Genomic DNA, 21,980 nt, shown 5'->3' with positions numbered 1-21,980 from the left:
AGGTAGAACAAATGGACACAACAACAGCAAAACAGGCTTCCACCAAATTTGTGGTCCTCGGTCTCCTGCTGGGCATCTTGATGTCTGCAATGGACAATACGATTGTTGCCACCGCGATGGGCAATATCGTAGCCGATCTTGGAAGCTTCGATAAATTTGCCTGGGTGACGGCATCCTATATGGTGGCGGTTATGGCTGGCATGCCGATTTACGGCAAGCTTTCCGATATGTACGGCCGAAAACGTTTTTTCCTGTTTGGACTTATTTTTTTCTTAATCGGTTCGGCTTTATGCGGGATTGCCCAGACGATGAATCAGCTGATCATCTTCCGGGCCATTCAAGGGATCGGAGGCGGCGCGCTCCTGCCGATTGCCTTTACCATTATCTTTGATTTGTTTCCGCCGGAAAAACGCGGAAAAATGTCCGGCATGTTCGGTGCTGTATTTGGATTATCAAGCGTTCTTGGTCCGCTCTTAGGCGCGATCATTACAGATTCGATCAGCTGGCACTGGGTGTTTTACATCAATGTGCCGATCGGCGCATTGTCATTGTTTTTCATTATTCGCTACTACAAAGAATCTCTGGAGCACAGAAAGCAGAAAATAGACTGGGGCGGCGCGATTACCTTAGTCGTATCCATTGTATGCCTGATGTTCGCCCTTGAGCTTGGCGGCAAAACATACGATTGGAATTCCATTCAGATCATCGGGCTGTTTATTGTATTCGCCGTTTTCTTCATTGCCTTTTTTATTGTGGAGAGAAAAGCAGAAGAGCCGATTATTTCTTTCTGGATGTTTAAGAACCGCTTGTTTGCCACAGCACAGATTCTCGCTTTCCTGTATGGCGGAACATTTATTATTTTAGCGGTATTTATTCCGATTTTCGTTCAGGCGGTCTACGGCAGCTCGGCGACAAGCGCGGGCTTCATTCTGACGCCGATGATGATTGGATCAGTCATCGGAAGCATGATCGGCGGAATCTTCCAAACGAAGGCAAGCTTCCGCAATTTGATGCTGATATCTGTTATAGCTTTCTTTATCGGTATGCTGCTTCTTTCCAATATGACGCCTGACACAGCACGGGTATGGCTGACAGTCTTTATGATGATTTCAGGCTTTGGTGTAGGCTTTAACTTCTCCCTGCTGCCGGCGGCATCGATGAATGATCTTGAACCTCGCTTTCGGGGAACGGCAAACTCTACAAATTCATTTTTGCGATCATTTGGCATGACCTTAGGCGTCACCATTTTCGGAACGGTGCAAACAAACGTATTCACGAACAAGCTGAGTGACGCCTTCAGCGGTATGAAAGGCTCAGCGGGATCAGGTGCTGCGCAAAATATTGGCGACCCGCAGGAGATATTCCAAGCGGGAACACGTTCCCAGATTCCTGATGCGATCCTGAATCGCATTATTGACGCGATGTCATCAAGTATTACGTATGTCTTTTTGCTCGCTTTGATTCCAATTGTCCTCGCGGCGGTTACCATTTTATTTATGGGGAAAGCCAGAGTGAAAACAACAGCCGAAATGACAAAGAAAGCAAATTAACATAAAAAAGCAGTACATGCTGGGCATGTACTGCTTTTTTCTATTACACTCCAAATCTTGCAAGAATAAACGTCCATATACAAATGATCAATAACAGAATCAGGCTGTACGCCACTGTCCTTTTAAACAGTTTAGATTCCTTGCCTGTTTGGCCTACCGCTGCGGCAGCGATGGCGATAGATTGAGGAGAAACAAGTTTCGCCATGACACCGCCCGCCGTATTTGCGGCTAACAGCAAGTCTGAACCCGCACCGATTTGCGCTCCGGTGACAACCTGCAAATGGCCGAACAAAGCATTATTGCTGACAACAGAACCGGTGATGAACACGCCAATCCAGCCAAGAACAGGACTGACAAACGGGAACAGGTCTCCTGTTTTCGCCAATGCTAACCCAATTGAAGAGCTGAGCCCTGCGAAGTTGGCCAGATTGGCAAACCCCATCACGAAGCAGATCGTCATAATCGGCACCCACAGCTCTTTTCCTGTCTCCTTCAGGGAAGCAAAGGCATCCCGGGAGGAGAACTTTTTGCTGAACAGCCCTGTCACGATGACCGCCGCTAAAATCGCTGTACCAGTCGCTGACAGCAGATCAACTTTAAAGACTGCATCTAACGGCATGGCAGATGGCGCAATCGGCGGCATTTTCATAATTTGCTGATGCAGAAAAGGCATTTTGAACAGGAGCGTTGATTGATATAACAGCCCGCCTTCTTGGAAAAGCGCTTTGAAGGCTGGAAGGCTCCAGATGGTGATCGCCGCAGTTAAAATGTAGAAAGGAGACCACGCTTTCGCAATGTCAGCGGCACGGTATGCCTTTTTCTCACCAGCATCGCCGGCCCCTTCCTCGCGGTAAATCTCTTTCGGCTGCCATTTGCGGAGGAAGAGGGCAAGCCCGCCCATGCTGAATAAGGCCGCCAAAATGTTTGCTAATTCCGGCCCGAGCACCGCCATTGTCAGTGTCTGAACCGCTGTATACCCACCGCTCACAACCAGAAGAGCGGGCCATGTCTGTTTGATTCCTTTCATTCGGTCTAATAAGAATACAAGCAGGAATGGTATTAAAAATGAGATCATCGGCAGTGTCCACATTAATGTCCGTGACAGCTCAAGAGCAGACAAATCACCAATCTGCGCCCCTGTGATGACAGGAATCCCAATCGCCCCAAAGGCTCCGGAGGCGGCGTTTGCAATCAAGCAGAGCGCCGCCGCTTTCAACGGTTTAAAACCAAGTTCGACGAGCAGCGCCGCACTAATCGCAATCGGAACACCAAAACCAGCCGCGCCTTCTAAAAACGCATTAAAACAAAAACCAATTAATAATAGCTGTAATCGTTGGTCAGGCGAAATGCCGGCAATGCTGGACCGAATAATGGTAAATTTCCCGGTTTTCACTGCGATTTTATACAGCCACACCGCCATCAGGACGATGTAGCCAATAGGCCACAGCCCGCTCCCGATTCCTAACAAAACAGAAGAAATCGCTTTTTCAACCGGCATATGAAATGCCCAAACGGAGACGAAGAAACTGACGGCTAGGGTAAGAAATGCCGCAAGAATGCCTTTCATTTTCAAAACAGTTAAAGCCAAAAGAAAAAAGAGAATCGGAGTGAGCGCCACAAGTGCGCTCACATACTCGTTTCCAAACGGATCATACAACTGCTCCCACATTGACAATCAGCCCTTTACTCTAAAGTTGCGGTTAGTTGACTTTTTGTTCTGCAAAATGAGGTTTTAAAATGTTTTTAAGGACGCCGGCGCTGTGAAGGAACTGTTCTTTTTCTTTCTCATTTAAGTTCAGCTCAGTGATACCTGCGATCCCTCCGCGGTTCACGACAGCCGGCACACCGATGTACACGTCATCTGCACCGTATTGCCCGTCCAAATATGTGCTGACAGTTAATATGCTGTTTTCATTATGAAGAATGGCTTTTGTAATGCGAGCAAGACTCATCGCAACCCCATAATAAGTCGCGCCTTTTTTCTCAATGATATGGTAAGCTGCGTTTTTCACATCATCTTCAATTTGGTCCAGCTCCTCTTGTTTGTACGCATCGTTTTTCTCAACGAGTTCACTGACCGGCACACCGCCGACATTCGCGTGGCTCCAAACAGGAAGCTCTGTGTCGCCGTGCTCTCCGATAATATGCGCGTGCACGTTTTGAGGCGCTGCGCCAAAGTATTCGCTCAGCATGAAACGGAATCTCGCAGAATCTAGTGTTGTGCCGCTTCCGATCACCCGCTCTTTTGGCAGGCCGCTGAATTTCCATGTTGCGTAAGTCAGGATATCAACCGGATTTGTCGCGATTAAGAAAATGCCGTCAAATCCGCTCGCCATGACTTCACTAACGATGCCTTTGAAAATCTTCAAGTTCTTTTCTACTAATTCAAGGCGTGTCTCACCAGGCTTTTGGTTTGCTCCGGCGCAAATGCAGACAATATCAGCATCCTTGCAGTCTTCATATGTTCCGTAAGATGTTTTGACCGGTTGTGGCGCAAACGCCTTTCCGTGGTTTAAATCCATCACATCGCCCATTGCTTTTTCTTTATTTACATCAATGACCACAAGCTCATCTGTGATCCCTTGGTTAATTAACGCAAATGCATAACTGCTTCCAACAAAACCCGCTCCGATTAAAGCTACTTTATTTACATGTTTGTTCATCATTAATCATCCTTCCAGGGTATGTTTCTCTTTGATGTCTTTTTGTTTGTGAAGTATTTCACATTTATATTGTGCAACACTTCACAAACTTTTGCAAGAGAAAAGTTTTGTCTGATTTATGAACAAAAAAGAAACCATCATTGATGGTTTCTTTCGGTAAGTCCCGTCTAGCCTTGCCCTCAATGGGGAAGAGAACCGCTTAAGCCCGAGTCATTATATAAACCATTTAGCACGTAATCAAAGCCAGGCTGATTCTGACCGGGCACTTGGGCGCTGCCATTATTAAAAATCACTTTTGCGTTGGTTGTATCCGTGTCCGCAGGCAGCGTCAGCGTGTAAATTCCGTCTGCATTTTTAGTCATTGGTTTTCCAGGCCAAGATCCGGTCAATTCAATTACTCGGCTCCCATCATGTTTATAGATATAAGCATTTACCTGGCTCCAATGATTCGGATTTTGATAGCCGATGGTTTTGGCCGACGCTGGATCTCTTTTAACAAAACTGTATTTCTCGGTCCTCGTTACACCATCACTGTTCGTTCCTTTTAACATGATGGTGTATGTTTTGCCAAATGGATCTCCTTTTCCGATTGTGAATTGATCTCCATCCTTAAACGCCGTCTCTGGTCCATTATTGATTTGATAAACGGCTTTTGTTGTATTCGCATCTGCACGCAAGGTAATCGTCAGTTGATCATTGAAAGAATGTGTTACACCTGTTTTGTAATTCTCAAGGAAAACATGAGGCGCTTTTGCAATATCATCAGGATAAAGCACAGCTACAGACCTGGCATTGATCGTGCCTGTCAGTTTACCATCGTTCACTTGAAATGAACCCGCTCCAGCTTTATTGTCATACCTGCCATCAGGCAATTTTGTTGCCGTATTGATAGAGACAGAGGATGAACCTGCATTTGCCAGCACAACGCCATGTGAGCCGCGCTGATTCATAAATATCTGGTTGTTTCCATTCGGGTTCGAGAGTTCCTCAGGCTGTCCAGCCATCACATTGTGAAATCTATTGACCGCAGTGATAGCCTGATCTTCAAATAAAGCACTCCCGCGATCGCCTATTTGGCTTTTCCCCGGGAACCTCACACCATTTCCGCCTCCCTCAGGTCTGGAAAAGAAAAGAGGCGTACTGCCTGAACGAGAAGCTATCACCGCCCAGCCTAAACGGATATCATCATCGCTCATCCATGTCGACTCTTCATCATCATTGGCATACGTATCATGCGACTCTACCCATGTCACTAGCTTGTCCGCAGACACATCAGATGCATAGTGGGAGATATTCGACACGCCCAGATTACGATTCTTTAAAGCGGACCTTATGGAATGCCCATAGTTAGACGCTGTCACATCCATATAATTCGCATATGCAGCATCTCTGGAGGCACTATCCTGCAGGATTTCTCCGTATTGGAACTCTGCAGATGTATTTGTGATATTCGGCCAAAATTGACTGCCATAACTGCCATCATCTGGAAGCTCTATATGTTTGGCGGCATCAAATCGAAAACCGTCTGCCCCGTCATTCAATGCCCTTTCTAAGAACCGTTTCAGATAGGACTGTACTTGTGTATTTTGTGTATTCCAGTCATACAGCCCGAGCAATGAATTCTGCGTGACATCCCATCGATCCGACCAGTTTTTAATTTGTGTGTTTCCATGTGTCCAGTTTGGAATACTCTTAACCTCATTGGAAATCGCGGCATAATCACTGGTGGTATGATTGATGACCGCGTCAACAATGACCTTTATGCCATATTCTTCAGCGGCTGCACACATTTCTTTAAATTCTTGTTCAGTACCTAAGTAACGGTTGCCAATTTGATACGATGTCGGCTGATACAGCCAGTACCAGTTCGACATGCTTTTATCTCCTTGATTCCCTTCCTTTACTTGGTTAATCGGAGATGTCTGAATGGCTGTATATCCTGCATCATGAATATCCTTCATATTGTGTTTTAACGTATTGAACGACCAATTCCATGCATGAAGAATGGTTCCGCTTTTGATCGACGGTGCTGTAAGCTCATTCGATTTGTTCGCCGTTTCAGCACTCGCAGCCGCCGGTCCTGCCAGAACCAAATGAAACAGCAATAAAAATCCAGCGAATAACGGCAGTAAAGAGGTTTTGAATCGTTTTGCAAACATTCTTGACACTCCTTATTTGATTTTTTGAAGACTTACTTCGGAGTCAAAAATCCCTCTTACTTCATTCTTCCGCTTCCTCCTTTCAAACTGATGTGAAGACTGGATAATTTTGTTAACGCTTACATTTTAAATTATCACAATCACTCTATCAAAACAACTTGGCAGAGTGAATACAAATCAATGTTCCTATAAAAAAAGCTGCCCGAAACTGTGAACGCTTCCCTCGCTTTCCAAACAAAAAAAGAAACCATCTATTTTTCAAGATGATTTCTTTTTTACTTCTTCTTTTACAGCTCTTCTGTAAGCCAGCTTCACAATCACATACCGAAGCAGAAACAGAACGCCGCCGCAGACGATAAAAAGAAGAATCATTTTCAGCCAAGCGAAGAATGTATGGGGAATCCCCCTGTCGTACATCGTAAGCACCACTACCGCAAAGGCGACCGCAATTGATTCTATTCGCTGCTGCTTCACCCGTTTTTGCAGTTCTTCTTTGGTGTCTATTCTCGGCATGAGCATTCCGGATGCCGCAGCCCTGATGCAGTAATATAAGATAATGATGAACAAAAACACAAGGCTTGCAGCCCATTCTTTAAACGGAAATTCAAACATAATGCCGCGGATGATCACATCAAGCAGCGCAAATGCTCCCGCTATCATCCCAATCTCCGACCAGATTTTTTGTTCTTTTTCTTTTACTCTCTTATTTTTCCCATTCACGCCTGAAAGTCTATTACGCAGATTATTCATGACCTTCCTCCCGCACTTTTACGAATGGCTTATGGCTTACATGTTACAATAACAGCCTGCGCTTCTGCAATGAATAACTCAAAAGCCCGCCGTACAAGCCGGCGGGCAGCAATCGTTAAAACGGCCCCCAATTGATCATGACGCCGATCACGATAAAGACAAGCCCGATCAAGAACCAAATCAGAGCAAGCGGCACCATAAACCGCAGCCACTTGACATACGGAATACCGCTGGCGGCAAGCACCGCCATGAGAACGCCGGATGTCGGGTTCACACAGTTGACGACCCCTTCTCCAAGCATAACTGCCTCAACCGCAACCTGTCTCGTGATTCCCATCAAATCTGCGAGCGGCGCCAGGATTGGAATAAATACAACGGCTTCGCCAGAACCTGAAGAGATGAGAAAATGAAGCAGCGCACTGGCGATATACATGCCGATTGCCCCGGCAATCGGGCTGAATCCGTCCAAAAGTGAAGCCAAAGCATTGACGACAGTATCGAGAAGCTTTCCATTTTCAAGGATAACGGAAATGCTTCGTGCCATCCCGACAATCAGCGCCCCGTATACAAGACTTTGGCAGCCCGTAATGAAGGTTTTGGCAATATCGTTCGCCGCAAGTCCGCCTATTAAACCGGCAAGGACAGAAATAAAAATAAATGTCGCAGCCATTTGGGAATCTGACCAGCCAAGCTTCAAAGCGCCGTATAAAAATCCGACAAGTGAGAGTCCCGCCACAGCCAAAATCAGCTTATGGCGAACGGTAAACGGCACTGACTGATCTTCTTCTTTACCGGCTTCGCCCATTTCTGCCGCAGGGAACCAATCTGTTCCTAACACACTGGCATCTTTTGATTTTTTTAATTTTCTCGTATACAAATAGATATAAATAATAGAAGACAGCAAAAAGCATATGTATATCACAACTCGCAGGCCGATTCCAGAAAAAAGAGGGAGCTCCGCGATTGATTGTGATAAACCGAGCGGTGACGGTGATAATATGGTGGAGTTAAATCCAGCGTAGCAGCCGATGTAAATAACAGCGGCTCCCGCGACTGCGTCCCATTTTAAGGATCGTGCCACAATGAGGCCGATGGGGATAAAACCGATAACTGAATTCACGACAATCCCGGTTGTTCCGAGAATGGAGAACAATGCGCCGACAATACAAATAAATAATAATTGCTTTGTGCGGAATTTGCTGATGACATTGTAAATCAGGCCATTGATGGCACCGGTTTTTTCTAGAATAGCAATGGTGCCGCCTGTGAATAAAATCAGAAAGATGATGGGTGCTGATCCAATCATTCCATCCTGTAGAGAAGTAAAAAAGCTGATCAAGCTGACCGGAGACTGTTCAATTGAATGATAGCTTCCTGGAACAGCGGTCGTGACATCCCCCTTTGTCACGCGGTCAAATTCACCTGCCGGCACAATATATGAAGCGATTGCGCAAATGAAAGCAATCATAAATAAGAGGACATAGGCGTCAGGCATTTTAAATGTCGTTCGTTTTTTCTTAGGCTGTGTTTCGGCTGCTGGCATACTCATGTTCGATCCATCCCCTCTGTTTGAATATATTCATTATTCTGAAAAGTAGCAATATGTGCTATATTATATACAGCCTATCTTCCTGTTTCAATATAAATAAAGTAAAGAAGGTAAAAATTCATTCTGATAGAAGGAGGTATTTCTAACCATGCAAAAGCTTTCAGAAGACATGAAACAAACCATTATGGACATCTTCGAGCATCTGCACGCGAACCCTGAAGTCAGCTGGAAGGAATATGAGACAACTTCATTTTTGAAACAAAAGCTTGAGGATTTAGGGTGCCGGACGCGCACGTTTTCAGACTGCACCGGGGTTGTCGGTGAAATCGGCTCAGGCTCACCTGTTGTAGCGGTACGCGCTGATATTGACGCGCTGTGGCAGGAGGTTAACGGCACATTTCGCGCCAACCATTCCTGCGGACACGATTCACATATGACAATGGCATTGGGCACGTTAATGCTGCTCAAAAAACAACCTGAGCTTCCGAAGGGCACAATCCGTTTTATCTTTCAGCCGGCAGAAGAAAAAGGCGGCGGCGCCTTGAAAATGATAGAAGAAGGCGTGCTTGATGATATCGACTATTTGTATGGCGTTCACGTCCGTCCGATTCAGGAAACACAGAACGGCCGCTGCGCTCCGTCTATTCTGCACGGATCAAGCCAGCACATTGAGGGAACGATCATCGGGGAAGAGGCTCATGGCGCCCGTCCGCACCTCGGGAAAAACAGCATTGAAATTGCGGCATTTCTTGTACATAAGCTCGGACTCATTCATATTGACCCGCAAATCCCGCATACCGTCAAAATGACAAAACTTCAAGCCGGCGGTGAAAGCTCTAACATCATTCCAGGAAAAGCATCGTTCAGCCTTGATTTGCGCGCACAGACCAATGAAGCCATGGAGGCGTTAATCGCCGAAACAGAAAGAGCCTGTGAAGCGGCCGCCGCCGCATTCAGCGCCAAAATCGAGCTGCAAAAAGAACACAGCCTTCCTGCGGCAACACAAAACAAAGAAGCTGAAGCGATCATGGCAGAAGCCATTACAGATATCATCGGGGCTGAGCGGCTTGATGACCCGCTTGTCACCACCGGCGGAGAGGATTTCCATTTTTACGCCGTGAAGGTGCCGAATCTGAAAACAACGATGCTCGGACTAGGCTGCGGGCTCCAGCCGGGGCTCCATCATCCAAACATGACCTTTGACAGAAATGCGATGTTCAACGGCATTCACATTTTAGCGAATGCCGTATTAAAAACTTTTCAAAAGGCTGATTCACCCGCTGCCGCTTACGTAAAATAACGCAAAAAAAGCAGCCTGACACAGGCTGCTTTTTTGATTACTTCTTCAAATCTTCAATTGAGTTGACATTTTTCATATATTGAGGAACAACAAGCCCCATCTTCACACCAGTCATACTGGTGCCAATATCATCATATTTGCCTTTATATTTAGCGGCGTATGCTTTATGGGTATTCGGCAGCCATGCGGAAAGGGATGCATCCGCACTTCCCGTCGCAATTGCAGTCCACATCGGCCCAGCCTCTACCTGAGTAAGTGTTACCTCATAGCCCAAGTCTTCTAAGACTTTGCCTATGACGTTTGTACTTGCAATCTCACTGTCCCACGCCACATAGGCGAGGTTGATTTTGTCTCCCTTCACCTTTTGAACGCCTTTTGTCCATTCGGCAATCTGATCCTTGTGTTTATTGACGTACTCAGCAGCAACTTTGGCAGGTTTCTCGCCTTCTTCCACCTTGATCATGATTTCGCCCATTTCGTCCTGCGTCCATTTAAACTGGCTCAGAAGCTTTGCGGCATTCGGCTGCTCTTTGCTGAAGCCTTTGCGTGTGATCGTATGGATTTCCTCTGCGCTGCCATAAGATTGTTTCGGATCATCGAGATATTTCAGCTTATATCTGGAGAACATCCAGTGCGGTGTCCATCCTGTAATGATAATCGGTTTCTTACGGTCGTATGACTTTTTAAGCGTAGCGGTCATCGCAGCACTTGACGCTGAAATCAATGTCCAGTCATTCAGGTCATAATCCTTCATCGCTTTGTCAGTCAGGGACATAATCCCTGAACCGGGGTCAATCCCGATGATGGTCTTATTCACTTGTTCTGCTGCGGATGCATTTTCATCGTTTTCTGAACCGCAAGCCGCAAGTGAGAGCGCCAGCATGGCGGAAACGCCGATGCCGATGATTTTTTTAAGCATCAGGCATTCCCCCTGCTTTTCTTCTTCACTTTAATATTTTGAGTAATACGGTCCAGGGTAATGGCAACGATAACGATGGCGATACCGGCCTCTACTCCGACCCCGGTTTTCAGCTGTGTAACGGCACTGTATACTTCAGAACCAAGTCCCGGTGCACCGACCATTGCGGCGATAACAACCATTGATAACGCAAGCATGATGCTCTGGTTAATTCCGGCCAAAATCGTTTTTGTCGCAAGCGGAAGCTGAACTTTAAACAAACGCTGAGCTGTTGTAGAACCGAATGCCTCAGTCGCTTCAATCAAATCCGCCGGCACTTGTTTAATACCGAGAACAGTCATGCGGATTGTCGGCGGCATCGCGAAGATAACAGATGCAACAACACCCGGCACAACACCGATGTTAAAGAAGAAAATCGCCGGCAATAGATATACGAAAGCAGGCATTGTCTGCATTAAATCAAGAATTGGCGTTACAATACGGCGAACCGTTTCTTTCTGAGACGCCCAAATTCCGATCGGAACCCCGACCACAATCGAAATAATCACAGATGTCAACACAAGCGCCAATGTTTGCAGCATTGGGTCCCAATATCCTAAATAATCGATCAGGAGGAATCCAATCAACGTAAATAACGCAATTCCCCTTGTACTGATCCACCACGCAAGTGCGGCGAAAATAATCGTTAACAAAATAGATGGAATAAATCCAAGACCGGTGACAATTCCATTTACAAAAGCGGCCAATCCGTTAGCGATTCCGTCGAAGAATCCGCCAAACGTCATCGTAATCCAGTCAACAAAACGGTCAATAATATCTGCTAAAGGTATTCTAGGCAGTCTATCCATCTTATTTCACCTCCTGTGCAGAAGGATCTTGTGTTTGTTCGTTAGTGCCTTCAGCATTGATATACTCGTTATTGCCGGCAAGTGCGCCAATCAGCGCGCCTCTTACGACAATTCCTTTCATTCTTTGCTTCTCATCCACAACCGCAATTGGAATATTCGCATCGGACACAACGTCAAAAATCTCAGTCAGATACGTATTCTCTGGTACAGTCGTAAATTCTGTATTCAAGATGTCTTGAAGTGACAAATCAGACTCAGCCGCTTTTTTCGCATCAGACGCATAGATAACACCTAATAATTTCTTTTGTTTATCCACTGCATAAATTGAAGAAATTCCAAGGTTTTTCATCAGTGTCAATGCTACGCGAGGCCCTTTATCAATCCGCACTGTTTCAGCGCGTTTCATAATGTGGCCTGCTGTGAGGACTTTAGACAAATCAACATCTTCGACGAATTTCTCAACATATTCGTTAGATGGATTCATCAGGATTTCTTCAGGCGTGCCGATTTGAACGATGTTGCCGTCCTTCATTAGGACAATTCTGTCGCCGATCCGCAACGCTTCGTCCAAGTCATGCGTAATAAAGATAATTGTTTTTCCGACATTATCGTGAAGATCAAGAAGCTCATCCTGCATATCTTTACGAATCAGTGGATCGAGCGCACTGAACGCTTCGTCCATCAGAAGGATGTCCGGATCATTTGTCAACGCGCGGGCAAGGCCGACACGCTGCTGCATCCCGCCGGAAAGCTGGTCTGGATATTGGTGTTCAAATCCTTCCAGTCCAACGAGCTTAAGAGACTCAAGCGCTTTTTGCTGCCGCTCTTGTTTGTCTACACCTTGAAGTTCCAGTCCGTATTCTGTGTTTTCAAGTATTGTTCTGTGCGGGAACAGAGCGAACTTTTGGAAGACCATGCTGATTTTCTTCCGGCGGACTTCCCGGAGCTGGTCTTTAGACATATTTGTTATCATGTCACCATCAATGTAAATATTTCCGGCAGTCGGTTCAATAAGCCGGTTTAACATCCGTACTAAAGTTGATTTACCGCTCCCTGATAGACCCATGATGACAAATATCTCACCATCATATACTTCAAAATCTGCCTGATTAACACCAACGGTTGATCCGGTTGCTTTCAGGATCTCTTTTTTTGTCTTTCCGTTGGCAAGCATTTGAACTGCCTTCTTTGTTTGTTTCCCAAAAATCTTAGAGACTTTCTCGACTTTTATCTTAATTGGTTTCTCATCTACACTCATATTTTCCCTCCATATTAAGCAATCTTTATTACCGTAACATTTATGTAACTTCCCACACAAACAGCATATTCTCTTTTATTCTGTACCATTTCTTTATAAACATCCATGTGACCACATGATCTTATTTATGCTTCTAAATGCTCTGTAATCCTCCTATATGATTGTATTTTACGGGTGATTTTTCTCCTATCTTTATTTGAAAACGCTTTTATTGGAATTGAATTCCTCCTTCCTCTTATGACTTCCTGCTCCTTTACTGGAAAAATAAGTTGCTTTTCCAACACCCATTATGTATTATAGTTTCATGACTATGAAACAATCAGATGATCAAATCAGAGCGCAAATTTTTAAAGCACTGTCTGATGAATCAAGGCTTGCCATTATTCGTACGCTTTATGTCAGCGGAAAAGAACTCAGCTGCGGTGAAGTAGGTGAAAAGTGCAATATTGTCAAAACCACGGCATCTTATCATTTTAAAACGCTGCGTGAAGCGGGATTGACGGCAACCCGGAAAGATTCGCGGACAAAATACGTCAGTCTGCGTGAAGACACATTTCAAACTTACCTGCCTGGCTTTTTGGAAACCCTCTAACAAAGGGTTTTCTCTATACATATCTGTTTCATAGTTTCAAAGTTATAAAACAATAGGAGTGATAAAATTTGAATCGCATTTGGCTTTTCTTCAGTGTCATGTTTGTCATTGGCACGGATACCTTTTTGCTTTCGCCGCTTCTCCCCCTTTTACAGAATCAGTTTCATGTCTCTACTGATTTGTCAGGCTGGATGGTCAGCGCTTATGCACTCGGTTATGCGCTCTTCGCTTTCATTGCAGGCCCAATCTCAGACCGGCTGAACAGGAAAACAGTCATGCTGTGGGGACTTGCAGGCTTTATCCTATCCACGTTTTTATGCGGCATCGCTCCCTCTTTTGCCGCCATGTGCCTGTTCCGTTTTGCCGCAGGCGTTAGCGCTGCGTTTGTGACGCCTCAAATTTGGGCATCCATCCCAGTCATTGTCCGGCCTTCTCAGATCATAAAAGGCATGGGGATTGCGACAGCAGGTTTGGCCGCTTCACAAATGCTCGGACTTCCTATTGGAGGGTTTCTCGCTTCCTTTACATGGCATACGCCATTTTTCGTTTTGTCAGCGTGCTCGCTTATTCTACTATTGATCCTGGCGGTTGTCATGCCTGATATCCGGCCTTCTGAACCATTGGCGTGCCCATCAATTGTCAACCCCTATCGGGAGCTTTTTTCATTGCCGAAAACATCGGTTATTCTGCTTGCCTATTTTCTGTTTCAAACCGGAAACTTCGCATCGTTCAGCTTTCTGGGTACTTGGCTTTCCGCGGATTATCATTTAACCGTGTCACAAATTGGCGCAGCTATGCTTGTACTCGGACTGGGAAATATGCTCGGGAGCCTTATCGGCAGCCGGGTTTCAGAAAAGCTGGGCATGTTTAAAACACTGATCAGCGGGATGCTGCTAATGGGCGCTCTCTATTTCGCTCTTCCGTTCTTTCCAAACTTGTTTTTAGTAGAAGCCAGCTTTTTTCTCACGTTTTTTACAGCTGGCATCATCTTTCCGTTAATGATGGGTGTCTTTCAATCCATTGCACCAAATGCGCGAGGCACCATCGCTTCCCTTTCCAATGCCGCTATGTATGCCGGAACCACTGTCGGTACAAGTATTGCAGGTTTTTTATATCAAAGCACACAGCATTTCGGAGCTGTCACAGGATTTACTGCCATTTTGTTCATACTTTCTATGACGCTCTACCAGAAAATCAGTAAAACCGGGAAACGCCAATCCGCAGCCCGGGCGCAATTGTAAAAAAAGCACCTCATTCAAGAGGTGCCTCAGATTGTTGACAAAATCCTAAAATGGTTTTCATTTTAGGATTTTGTCATCTTTTCAGCGTGATTGAAAACCCTTGAAGTCTAGGAAGGACGAGCATAGGAGCGGACATTCACAGGATGTGATGACGACGGCGTTTAGGCAGGACGCCTGAGAATTTAGCCGTTGATCCACTTCGCATTGAGCACCGAAGCGCAGTCCTGACAACGAATGCGAGGGTTTGTCGACACGCTGAAAGCACCTCTTAAAAGAGGTGCTTTTCCTATTCTAGCTCAGTTTGTTTCGTTTCTTTCCCCATAATCAAAATACAAGCAACCGCGAGTAAGATTGCAATGCAAAAGATTGAAAAGATGACCGAAAACGAAATATGACGGGCTGCGAGCGTTCCGACGAGCAAAGGCCCGAAGATGCCGCCGATTCTTCCAAACGCTGCTGTCGTTCCTGAACCTGTTGCTCGAATCGCAGTCGGGTATTGCTCCGGGGTATAAGCATACAACACGCCCCATGCACCGAGATTGAAAAACGATAACAGCATTCCAGCCGTAAGCAGAAGACTTAAGGAATCCGCCGTTCCGAAGAAATAGGCGCTTCCTGCTGTGCCAATCAAGTAAACGACGAGTATCCACTTCCGGCCCGCTTTTTCAATCAGCCATGCGGCAGAGAAATAGCCAGGTAGCTGAGCAAGCGTCATCAGCAGGACATATTCAAAGCTTTGAATCATGCTGAAGCCTTTCAGCAGCATGACACTCGGGAGCCATAGGAACATGCCGTAATAAGAAAACACCACACAGAACCAAACGATCGACAGCATCACCGTCGGCCGTATATACTGTCTTGCCCAGACGCTTTTTACATTCTCCCACACCGACCTCTTTTTGGCAGAAAGCGATTCATATTTCGGCGAATCAGGCAGACTCGTCCGCAGGTACAGCGCATAAAAAGCAGTCAGCGCAGTTAACAGAAGGGCAGCCTGCCAGCCGAAGCTTGGTATCACAAAGTAAGAAATCAAGGCCGCTCCGAGCCAGCCAACGGCCCAAAAGCTTTCCAAAAGCACAATCACTCTGCCCCGCTTTTCAGGCACAACCGCTTCCGAAACGAGTGTTGAAGCGACTGGAAGCTCGCCGCCAAGTCCCATACCAATCACGAAACGAAGGATTAGAAATGCCGATAAGCTCGTCACCAAAGCGGAAATGCCGCTTCCGATGGAAAAGCATAAAAGGGTGATGATGAACACTTTTTTGCGGCCGATTCGATCAGCAAGCAAACCAAACAAAAACGCACCCGCAGCCATGCCGATGGAATTGACGCTTCCGATCCATTTCATTTCTTCGGGCGACAGATTCCACTCTACATGGAGCGCGGCGATAATAAACGATAATATTCCGACATCCATTGCATCAAACAGCCACCCCAAACCGGCGACGCCCAGCAGTTTACGCTGGGATATAGGCTGTTGTTTTCCCATTGCCAACACCTCTGATATGCAAAATGATTACCGTTTAAGTTTACACCTGTCTTTACACATTGTCATTAACTAAATGATGTAATTGAAAAACCCCGCTTATGTTCCACAAGCGGGGTTTTTATTATTGCTGCAATGCTGCTTTTTTAATATTATCCTGAAGCTGTGCAATTCGTCTCGCGCCGTCTTCGCGGAGGCGTTTGTTTTCTTCCTCGATTTGTTTTGTTTCCTGCATGCCGCTGACAATCGTGTTCCAAGACGATTCGATCGTTTCAATATCTATGCTCGGTCTGCCGGCCATTCTGGCAATTTCAACACTTTGGCTTGAGATGTTTTCAGCATTTCGTTTCAGCATCTCGTTTGTCCGGCGGTCAAGCTCGCTCATGGAATCAGCCACAAGCTTTTGCCGCTTTACCGTAACAGCCTGAATAATGCCGTTTTTGAAAATCGGAATGGTAATGATAAACGCGGAGTTGATTTTCCCGATCAGCTTTGCATTTCCTCGCTGCAGGAGACGGATTTGAGGTGCGGTTTGAAGCGCCACCATCCGTGCCATGTCCAGATCATACACCCGTTCCTCAAGCGCCTGAATGCCGTTGCGCAACGTATCGAGCTGCATTTGCGCCAGCTGGTTCCCGCTTGCCGCTTTTTCCTCATATGAAGGAAGGATCGACTGCATCTCTTCCAGTTTCATCTGCCCGGCAACGACATATTTTTCAAGCTCCATATAGTATTTGATATTGTTTTCATACATTTCATCGAGCGTGTAGTTCGTCTTCGTCATCTCATCTTTGTATTTTGAAATCTCAACGTGGATTTTTTCAATCTCTCCGCCAAGCGTCTGATACTTTTTAAAGATTTTTTCAATCATGCTGCCGCCGCGTTTGAAAATTTTCGCCATTAATCCCTTTGGCTCATCAAAATCATTTTTGTCGAAGCGGTCCATGATTTTCCCAAGCTGAGTCAGCATTGTGCCGGAGTCTGTCACGCTTGTTGTTTTCATCATCCCCAAGATGCGGTCAGAGAACTTGGATATTTCAACGGCCGGCTCCTTGCCGTACTCAAGCAGCTCCATTTGGTTTTTGACGTCAATTTGTTGAGCAAGCCGCTTCACTTCTGGTTCCTGACGGAGCTGAAGACGGATATCGTCAGCTTTTTGCTGGGAAATCTCTTCATTTTTATCGAGAACAAGCGGATTTTGATTTTCTGTTGTCATGCTTTTCTTCTCTCCTTATTTTTGGGTAATGGTTCTGAAGAGCCTTTTCACAAGCGAAGGCTCTTTGTAGTCCTGCTGAAACACCATGTCATCCAGCCAGTGGATATCATACTGGTCCTCTTCAATAAACTGCTCAATATCCTGGTGTCCGGGCGGATTATAAATGATGATATCGATTCCGATTTCATTCAGGAACAGCAGGGCAGCAGCATCCGAACGCGTGAGTCCGCCGCTCATTTCCGTATGATATAAAACGAGTTTCGGAACGGTTTGCGCATAGTCGAACATTTGAATCAATTTCAGCAGATTAGCAGGCAGGTTTGTTGTTTGTTTAAACAAATAGATTTGAACATCCTTGACTTGTTCCTGATGCAAAGCTTTAAGCCGCGGGTGCCTGCACATTCTCGAAATCGTTTTGGCAATGGCAGTCTGAACGCCCGCCGGCAGCTGTTTGTACTGCCACACATTGCTTGCCATCAGCTTGTCCGGATCAATGTTCCCTTCTTGATCAAGTGCGTGGCTGTAGTGAAATTGATAGTTCGACTTTATTTCTTCTGTAAATGGAAAGCTTCTGACCATTTCGGTTTCCTGATAATCCGCTAGAGTATGAAGCCTGTTCCAATATTCCTTATTGTCTTTCGACACGCCCATAATTTTGGCGAATACATTCGGAATCTCAATGGAATGTTTATCAGCTTTGAAATTCGGCCGAATAAAGGCGCGTTCTTTCGTGATTAAAAACAATTCATCATAGGTCGTTTTCAGCGTAACGGACACCGGTGTGTGATCTCTGAACTGCCACGGCTTATACAGCATGGATTCCTCGTGATTCAGCACATGTTCAATTTCCTTTGTTGAGCGGTAAGCCACTGTTGATTTCCGGTCTGGTTTTTCTTTCGGAAACGGCTGAAGCTCCGAAACATCCGGGAGCTTTTCCGTAAAACTGAGCTCCTGCTTCGGGTCGACAAGCGCCAGCTGATCGATTCCCGCCGGATGGAACAGCAGTACATCACAGCCGACCAGCATCAGATAATATAAGAAATAGAGCTGGCTTTTCGTCGCATCTCCATACCAAACAATCTTCGGCATCTCCCGCTCTATATCGGTTTTTTCCAGCCAAGGATTCAGATGGTTTAAGGAAAACTTCGAGACATCAAGCAGCACTCTGCGAAAATCAGGATGATTCAGCCCCTTTTCATGACTGTCCGCAAAGGTATGTAAAAGCGTCATCAGCGCTTTTCTTAAATGGCGGTGCATCAGGGGATTTGAGTGCTTCGCAATCAGCTTTTCCCCGTCCAGAAAGGCAACAAAGCGGCTGACTGACAGCCCTTTTTCTTTCTGATTGATGGAATGAATATGCTGAAGCTTTTGAAATGTTTCCGGTTCGATTGTTTTATCGAGCGTTTCACTCAAAATCGTTATGCGGTCGTTTACAGACAGCTCATATAGCTCGTTATAGTAGTCTGTCTCATCAATAGGCGTGCCCAATATCTGACCGGCAAGACGAGAAAAAGAAAGGCCTTGTGCAGTTTCATAGTGATCCCGCTCCGGCAATGGCTGAAACAGCAGGCTTTTCCAATCGCCATCAGCCGGAAGTGCTTTATGAATGGTTAGTTCTTCTTGTCTCATCATATCCTCCTTTCCGGTTTGTCATTGAACGATATTTCGGTAACAAAAAAGGAAGGACATTGAACCTCCCTCCTTGTTTTGTTTTATTCTTCTTTTGAAGCGGCTGTTTGTTCGCGCACCTGCTTTTGTTTATTGATGTAGTGAATGATCAATGTTACCGCAAATGCAGCGATAATGATAATGAAGAATACAGAGTGCGGCATTTCGTAATGGAAAGCGCTCCCCGCCATTTTCAGCGCGATAATGCCGATTAACACGAATGCTGTGTTTTCCAGCTCAGGAATTTTATCAATCAGCACAAGGAACACTTTTGCCACTGTACGCATCATTAAAATACCAAGCATACCGCCGATCAGAAGCACCCATACTTTTTCAGATACTGCAAACGCGGCTAGGATGCTGTCCACAGAGAAGGCAAGATCCATTAATTCTACTGAAATGACAGTCGCCCAGAAGATCCCGAACGTGCGGACCATCCAAGAGTTTTTCTTCATGCCGTCCGCTTCCTCTTCTTTTTCGCCTATCCAGAAGTGCTTAATGACGAGCCAAGCCAGGTAAAGCGCGCCAAGCACCTTGATCCACCAGAATTTAATGAGAAGCATACCGAGCCCGATGAAAATAAACCTGAAAATATAAGCTCCAAACAAACCATACGTTAACGCTTTTTTCCGCTGTTTTTCCGGCAGGTGTTTAACCATGACCGCAAGAACAAGCGCGTTATCGGCCGATAAAAGGCCTTCCAGAACAACAAGGGAACCGATCAAACCCCAGGAAACAGGATCAGTCAGAACTTCCCCCCACATTTTCCAATCGAAAAATGAAGCATACGTAGACAAAATATGATGTAAAAAGTCCAAGTTTTTTCCTCCTATAATTTGAAACGGTGACTTCTCTATTTGTCACTCGCTTACACTTGCAAACCGTAATTCCGGCACAATGCAGCCAGCCCGCCGGAAAATCCGCTGCCGATCGCATTGAATTTCCACTCGCCGCCGTGTCTGTAAAGCTCACAAACGACAACAGCTGTTTCAATGGAGAAGTCTTCTCCCAAATCGAAGCGAAGAAGCTCATTCTGCGTTTCTTCATCCACAACGCGGACAAATGCATTGGAAACTTGTCCAAAGTTTTGGCTGCGTGCTTCAGCGTCGTGAATGGTCACTGTGATGCCGATTTTCTCAATGTGAGCAGGGATTTTTGAGAAATCAACGATAATCTGCTCATCATCTCCGTCGCCCTCACCCGTGCGGTTGTCACCCGTATGGATGACACCGCCGCTCGGATGTTCAAGGTTATTATAGAAGACGAAATCGAGATCATTTACGCAGTTATCATGCGCATCAACTAAAAAGGCCGAAGCATCCAGGTCAAAATCGTGTCCGCCGGAATACTTGTTTGTATCCCAGCCTAAGCCGATCACCGCTTTTGTCAGTCCCGGATTTGTTTTCGTTAAATCAATGCGCTGTCCTTTTGATAATTGAATGGCCATACTGCCTCTCTCCTTTCTGCTCTTCGTATTTGTCTTAACCGACTTGCAAACCGTAGTCTGTTGCAATGCGGGCAAGGCCGCCTTGGTAGCCTGAGCCGATTGCTGAGAATTTCCACTCGCCGTTATGTCTGTAAAGCTCCCCTGCAATGATTGCCGTTTCAATAGAGAAATCTTCTGCAAGATCGTAACGGATGAGCTCTTCATTTGTTTCTTCATTTACGATGCGGACAAACGCGTTTGATACTTGTCCAAAGTTTTGGCTGCGCGCTTCTGCATCGTGAATGGTAATAACAAATGAGATTTTATCAATGTTTGCCGGTACAGCGCTGAGATTTACTTTTACATTCTCATCGTCGCCTTCGCCAGCACCAGTCAGGTTGTCGCCTGAATGAACGACTGAACCATTGCCGCCTTCAAGCTGGTTGTAGAAAATAAAGTCGTTTGGTGACGCGCATTTGCCTGCGGCGTCTAACAGAAACACACTTGAGTCAAGATCAAAGTCGTGCCCGCCGTCATACTTGTTCGTATCCCAGCCTAAACCGACAACAACCTTTGAAAGACCCGGATTTGTTTTTGTTAAATCTACTTTTTGTCCTTTTGCCAATGAAATTGTCATGTTTCATCCACTCCTTTTCTTTTATACGTATCTGCTGATAATATCTTCTAATCTCGTATCGTTTGTGCCTTCACCGATCGCCGCAAACTTCCACTCACTGCCGCTGCGGTAGATTTCTGCTGTAATCAGGCTTGTTCTGCCGGCGTAATTGTCTCTCAAATTGTACTTGAGCATTTCCTCGTGATTAGATTGATCAACTACGCGGATAAACGCATTTTGAATCATGCCGAAATCTTGTTTTCTTCTGACACAATCGTAAATGTTTACTACAAATACAAGCTTATCAATGTTTGCAGGCACTTTATCTAAATCTATCATAATTTGCTCGTCATCGCCCGCACCGTCACCCGTCAGGTTGTCGCCTGTATGCTGTACACCACCGCACCGGCTTTTCAGGTTGCCGAAATAAATCAGGTTTTTCTTATCGGTGAATTTTCCGTTTTCCAGCATCAGCACTGAAGCGTCACAGTCGATATTCGGACCGCCTCCGCCAAGCAGTTTGCTGAAGAATCCTCCGCCTGAGGACACTGGGTCCCAGCCGAGACCGACCATCAATTTTGACAGACCGGCTTTTCCTTTTGTTAAATCAATTCGTTGACCTTTTTCTAAAGAAATTGCCACACGATTCACTCCTACTCATCGAAATGTGAAGATAGTCACATTTATTTTTACGCTCACAAGGAAAATAAGCCGTAAATTACTAATATATACGTTTGTT

At 45.7% G+C, this 21,980-nt stretch carries 18 protein-coding genes and 1 pseudogene; 4 read left to right on the top strand and 15 right to left on the bottom strand.

The genetic code is table 11. The features are described from left to right. Nucleotides 1-11 precede the first annotated feature (11 nt). Nucleotides 12-1,550 carry a multidrug efflux MFS transporter Bmr3 gene (gene bmr3, locus KXZ66_RS01720; protein WP_003234681.1) on the top strand — a complete coding sequence of 513 codons (1,539 nt, stop codon included), beginning with the start codon at nt 12-14 and terminating at the stop codon, nt 1,548-1,550. Between the two features lie 43 nt (nt 1,551-1,593). Here bmr3 and KXZ66_RS01715 read toward each other — a convergent pair whose 3' ends face one another. The 5 genes and pseudogenes from KXZ66_RS01715 to KXZ66_RS01695 all read right to left on the bottom strand — a co-directional run bounded on the left by KXZ66_RS01715 (nt 1,594) and on the right by KXZ66_RS01695 (nt 8,671). Next, complete coding sequence (locus tag KXZ66_RS01715) at nt 1,594-3,219, bottom strand: L-lactate permease (RefSeq protein ID WP_041850667.1); 1,626 nt, start codon at nt 3,217-3,219, stop codon at nt 1,594-1,596. A gap of 31 nt (nt 3,220-3,250) precedes the next feature. Next, nucleotides 3,251-4,216 carry an L-lactate dehydrogenase gene (locus KXZ66_RS01710; RefSeq protein ID WP_219144768.1) on the bottom strand — a complete coding sequence of 322 codons (966 nt, stop codon included), beginning with the start codon at nt 4,214-4,216 and terminating at the stop codon, nt 3,251-3,253. Nucleotides 4,217-4,392: 176 nt separating this feature from the next. Continuing rightward, nucleotides 4,393-6,372, bottom strand: coding sequence for an alpha-amylase (gene amyE, locus KXZ66_RS01705; RefSeq protein WP_032730532.1), 1,980 nt, complete (start codon nt 6,370-6,372; stop codon nt 4,393-4,395). A gap of 148 nt (nt 6,373-6,520) precedes the next feature. Then, nucleotides 6,521-7,122 (bottom strand): annotated as a pseudogene (locus KXZ66_RS01700) (DUF6773 family protein). A gap of 115 nt (nt 7,123-7,237) precedes the next feature. After that, nucleotides 7,238-8,671, bottom strand: coding sequence for a YfcC family protein (locus KXZ66_RS01695; protein ID WP_219144767.1), 1,434 nt, complete (start codon nt 8,669-8,671; stop codon nt 7,238-7,240). A gap of 148 nt (nt 8,672-8,819) precedes the next feature. On the opposite strand from KXZ66_RS01695, the gene KXZ66_RS01690 reads away from it, so the two are divergent. Then, nucleotides 8,820-9,971 (top strand): M20 peptidase aminoacylase family protein, encoded by a 1,152-nt coding sequence (locus KXZ66_RS01690; RefSeq protein WP_219144766.1) that lies wholly within the window; start codon nt 8,820-8,822, stop codon nt 9,969-9,971. Nucleotides 9,972-10,008: 37 nt separating this feature from the next. Here KXZ66_RS01690 and opuAC read toward each other — a convergent pair whose 3' ends face one another. The 3 genes from opuAC to opuAA are packed head-to-tail and all read right to left on the bottom strand — an operon-like array spanning nt 10,009 to nt 12,996. Beyond that, nucleotides 10,009-10,890, bottom strand: coding sequence for a glycine/proline betaine ABC transporter substrate-binding protein OpuAC (gene opuAC, locus KXZ66_RS01685; RefSeq protein WP_003246462.1), 882 nt, complete (start codon nt 10,888-10,890; stop codon nt 10,009-10,011). Continuing rightward, nucleotides 10,890-11,738, bottom strand: a complete 849-nt coding sequence (opuAB, locus tag KXZ66_RS01680) for a glycine/proline betaine ABC transporter permease subunit OpuAB (RefSeq protein ID WP_003234703.1) — start codon at nt 11,736-11,738, stop codon at nt 10,890-10,892. Before opuAB ends, opuAC begins: the two co-directional genes overlap by 1 nt. Before the next feature lies 1 nt (nt 11,739). Next, a complete protein-coding gene (gene opuAA, locus KXZ66_RS01675) occupies nt 11,740-12,996 on the bottom strand; it encodes a glycine/proline betaine ABC transporter ATP-binding protein OpuAA (RefSeq protein WP_003246301.1) in 1,257 nt (418 codons plus the stop codon). A 289-nt stretch (nt 12,997-13,285) separates the two neighbouring features. Here opuAA and KXZ66_RS01670 point away from each other — a divergent pair, with 289 nt between their 5' ends. Together KXZ66_RS01670 and KXZ66_RS01665 are read left to right on the top strand one after the other, a co-directional pair. After that, nucleotides 13,286-13,588: an ArsR/SmtB family transcription factor gene (locus KXZ66_RS01670; RefSeq protein ID WP_010886398.1), complete on the top strand. Its 303-nt coding sequence runs from the start codon at nt 13,286-13,288 to the stop codon at nt 13,586-13,588. Nucleotides 13,589-13,656: 68 nt separating this feature from the next. Beyond that, on the top strand, nt 13,657-14,829 hold the full coding sequence (locus KXZ66_RS01665) for an MFS transporter (RefSeq protein WP_141949523.1): 1,173 nt from the start codon (nt 13,657-13,659) through the stop codon (nt 14,827-14,829). Nucleotides 14,830-15,115: 286 nt separating this feature from the next. On the opposite strand, the gene niaP is transcribed toward KXZ66_RS01665, so the two are convergent. The 7 genes from niaP to KXZ66_RS01630 form a co-directional block, all read right to left on the bottom strand. Then, nucleotides 15,116-16,318 carry a niacin permease NiaP gene (gene niaP / locus KXZ66_RS01660; protein WP_219144765.1) on the bottom strand — a complete coding sequence of 401 codons (1,203 nt, stop codon included), beginning with the start codon at nt 16,316-16,318 and terminating at the stop codon, nt 15,116-15,118. 121 nt (nt 16,319-16,439) lie between these two features. Beyond that, nucleotides 16,440-17,531, bottom strand: a complete 1,092-nt coding sequence (locus KXZ66_RS01655) for a toxic anion resistance protein (protein ID WP_003234715.1) — start codon at nt 17,529-17,531, stop codon at nt 16,440-16,442. A gap of 15 nt (nt 17,532-17,546) precedes the next feature. After that, a complete protein-coding gene (locus tag KXZ66_RS01650) occupies nt 17,547-19,160 on the bottom strand; it encodes a YceG family protein (RefSeq protein ID WP_043858180.1) in 1,614 nt (537 codons plus the stop codon). 83 nt (nt 19,161-19,243) lie between these two features. Next, nucleotides 19,244-20,017, bottom strand: coding sequence for a TerC family protein (locus KXZ66_RS01645; protein WP_003246458.1), 774 nt, complete (start codon nt 20,015-20,017; stop codon nt 19,244-19,246). A 50-nt stretch (nt 20,018-20,067) separates the two neighbouring features. Continuing rightward, a complete protein-coding gene (locus tag KXZ66_RS01640) occupies nt 20,068-20,646 on the bottom strand; it encodes a TerD family protein (RefSeq protein ID WP_003241242.1) in 579 nt (192 codons plus the stop codon). Nucleotides 20,647-20,680: 34 nt separating this feature from the next. Then, nucleotides 20,681-21,262 (bottom strand): TerD family protein, encoded by a 582-nt coding sequence (locus KXZ66_RS01635; protein WP_003234723.1) that lies wholly within the window; start codon nt 21,260-21,262, stop codon nt 20,681-20,683. A gap of 21 nt (nt 21,263-21,283) precedes the next feature. After that, nucleotides 21,284-21,883: a TerD family protein gene (locus tag KXZ66_RS01630; RefSeq protein WP_042977278.1), complete on the bottom strand. Its 600-nt coding sequence runs from the start codon at nt 21,881-21,883 to the stop codon at nt 21,284-21,286. Nucleotides 21,884-21,980: the final 97 nt, after the last annotated feature.

Source organism: Bacillus sp. LJBS17 (assembly GCF_019334685.1).
Taxonomy (GTDB): Bacteria; Bacillota; Bacilli; order Bacillales; family Bacillaceae; genus Bacillus; species Bacillus subtilis.
Note: the sequence above shows the minus strand (reverse complement) of the source record. Positions and strands in the feature narration are given on the sequence as shown.

What these genes read in the sequence shown, in the direction of transcription:
- bmr3 (WP_003234681.1), top strand. Translation starts at nt 12, where the DNA reads ATGGACACAACAACAGCAAAACAGGCTTCCACCAAATTTGTGGTCCTC.
- KXZ66_RS01715 (WP_041850667.1), bottom strand. Translation starts at nt 3,219, where the DNA reads ATGTGGGAGCAGTTGTATGATCCGTTTGGAAACGAGTATGTGAGCGCA.
- KXZ66_RS01710 (WP_219144768.1), bottom strand. Translation starts at nt 4,216, where the DNA reads ATGATGAACAAACATGTAAATAAAGTAGCTTTAATCGGAGCGGGTTTT.
- amyE (WP_032730532.1), bottom strand. Translation starts at nt 6,372, where the DNA reads ATGTTTGCAAAACGATTCAAAACCTCTTTACTGCCGTTATTCGCTGGA.
- KXZ66_RS01695 (WP_219144767.1), bottom strand. Translation starts at nt 8,671, where the DNA reads ATGAGTATGCCAGCAGCCGAAACACAGCCTAAGAAAAAACGAACGACA.
- KXZ66_RS01690 (WP_219144766.1), top strand. Translation starts at nt 8,820, where the DNA reads ATGCAAAAGCTTTCAGAAGACATGAAACAAACCATTATGGACATCTTC.
- opuAC (WP_003246462.1), bottom strand. Translation starts at nt 10,890, where the DNA reads ATGCTTAAAAAAATCATCGGCATCGGCGTTTCCGCCATGCTGGCGCTC.
- opuAB (WP_003234703.1), bottom strand. Translation starts at nt 11,738, where the DNA reads ATGGATAGACTGCCTAGAATACCTTTAGCAGATATTATTGACCGTTTT.
- opuAA (WP_003246301.1), bottom strand. Translation starts at nt 12,996, where the DNA reads ATGAGTGTAGATGAGAAACCAATTAAGATAAAAGTCGAGAAAGTCTCT.
- KXZ66_RS01670 (WP_010886398.1), top strand. Translation starts at nt 13,286, where the DNA reads ATGTATTATAGTTTCATGACTATGAAACAATCAGATGATCAAATCAGA.
- niaP (WP_219144765.1), bottom strand. Translation starts at nt 16,318, where the DNA reads ATGGGAAAACAACAGCCTATATCCCAGCGTAAACTGCTGGGCGTCGCC.
- KXZ66_RS01655 (WP_003234715.1), bottom strand. Translation starts at nt 17,531, where the DNA reads ATGACAACAGAAAATCAAAATCCGCTTGTTCTCGATAAAAATGAAGAG.
- KXZ66_RS01650 (WP_043858180.1), bottom strand. Translation starts at nt 19,160, where the DNA reads ATGAGACAAGAAGAACTAACCATTCATAAAGCACTTCCGGCTGATGGC.
- KXZ66_RS01640 (WP_003241242.1), bottom strand. Translation starts at nt 20,646, where the DNA reads ATGGCCATTCAATTATCAAAAGGACAGCGCATTGATTTAACGAAAACA.
- KXZ66_RS01635 (WP_003234723.1), bottom strand. Translation starts at nt 21,262, where the DNA reads ATGACAATTTCATTGGCAAAAGGACAAAAAGTAGATTTAACAAAAACA.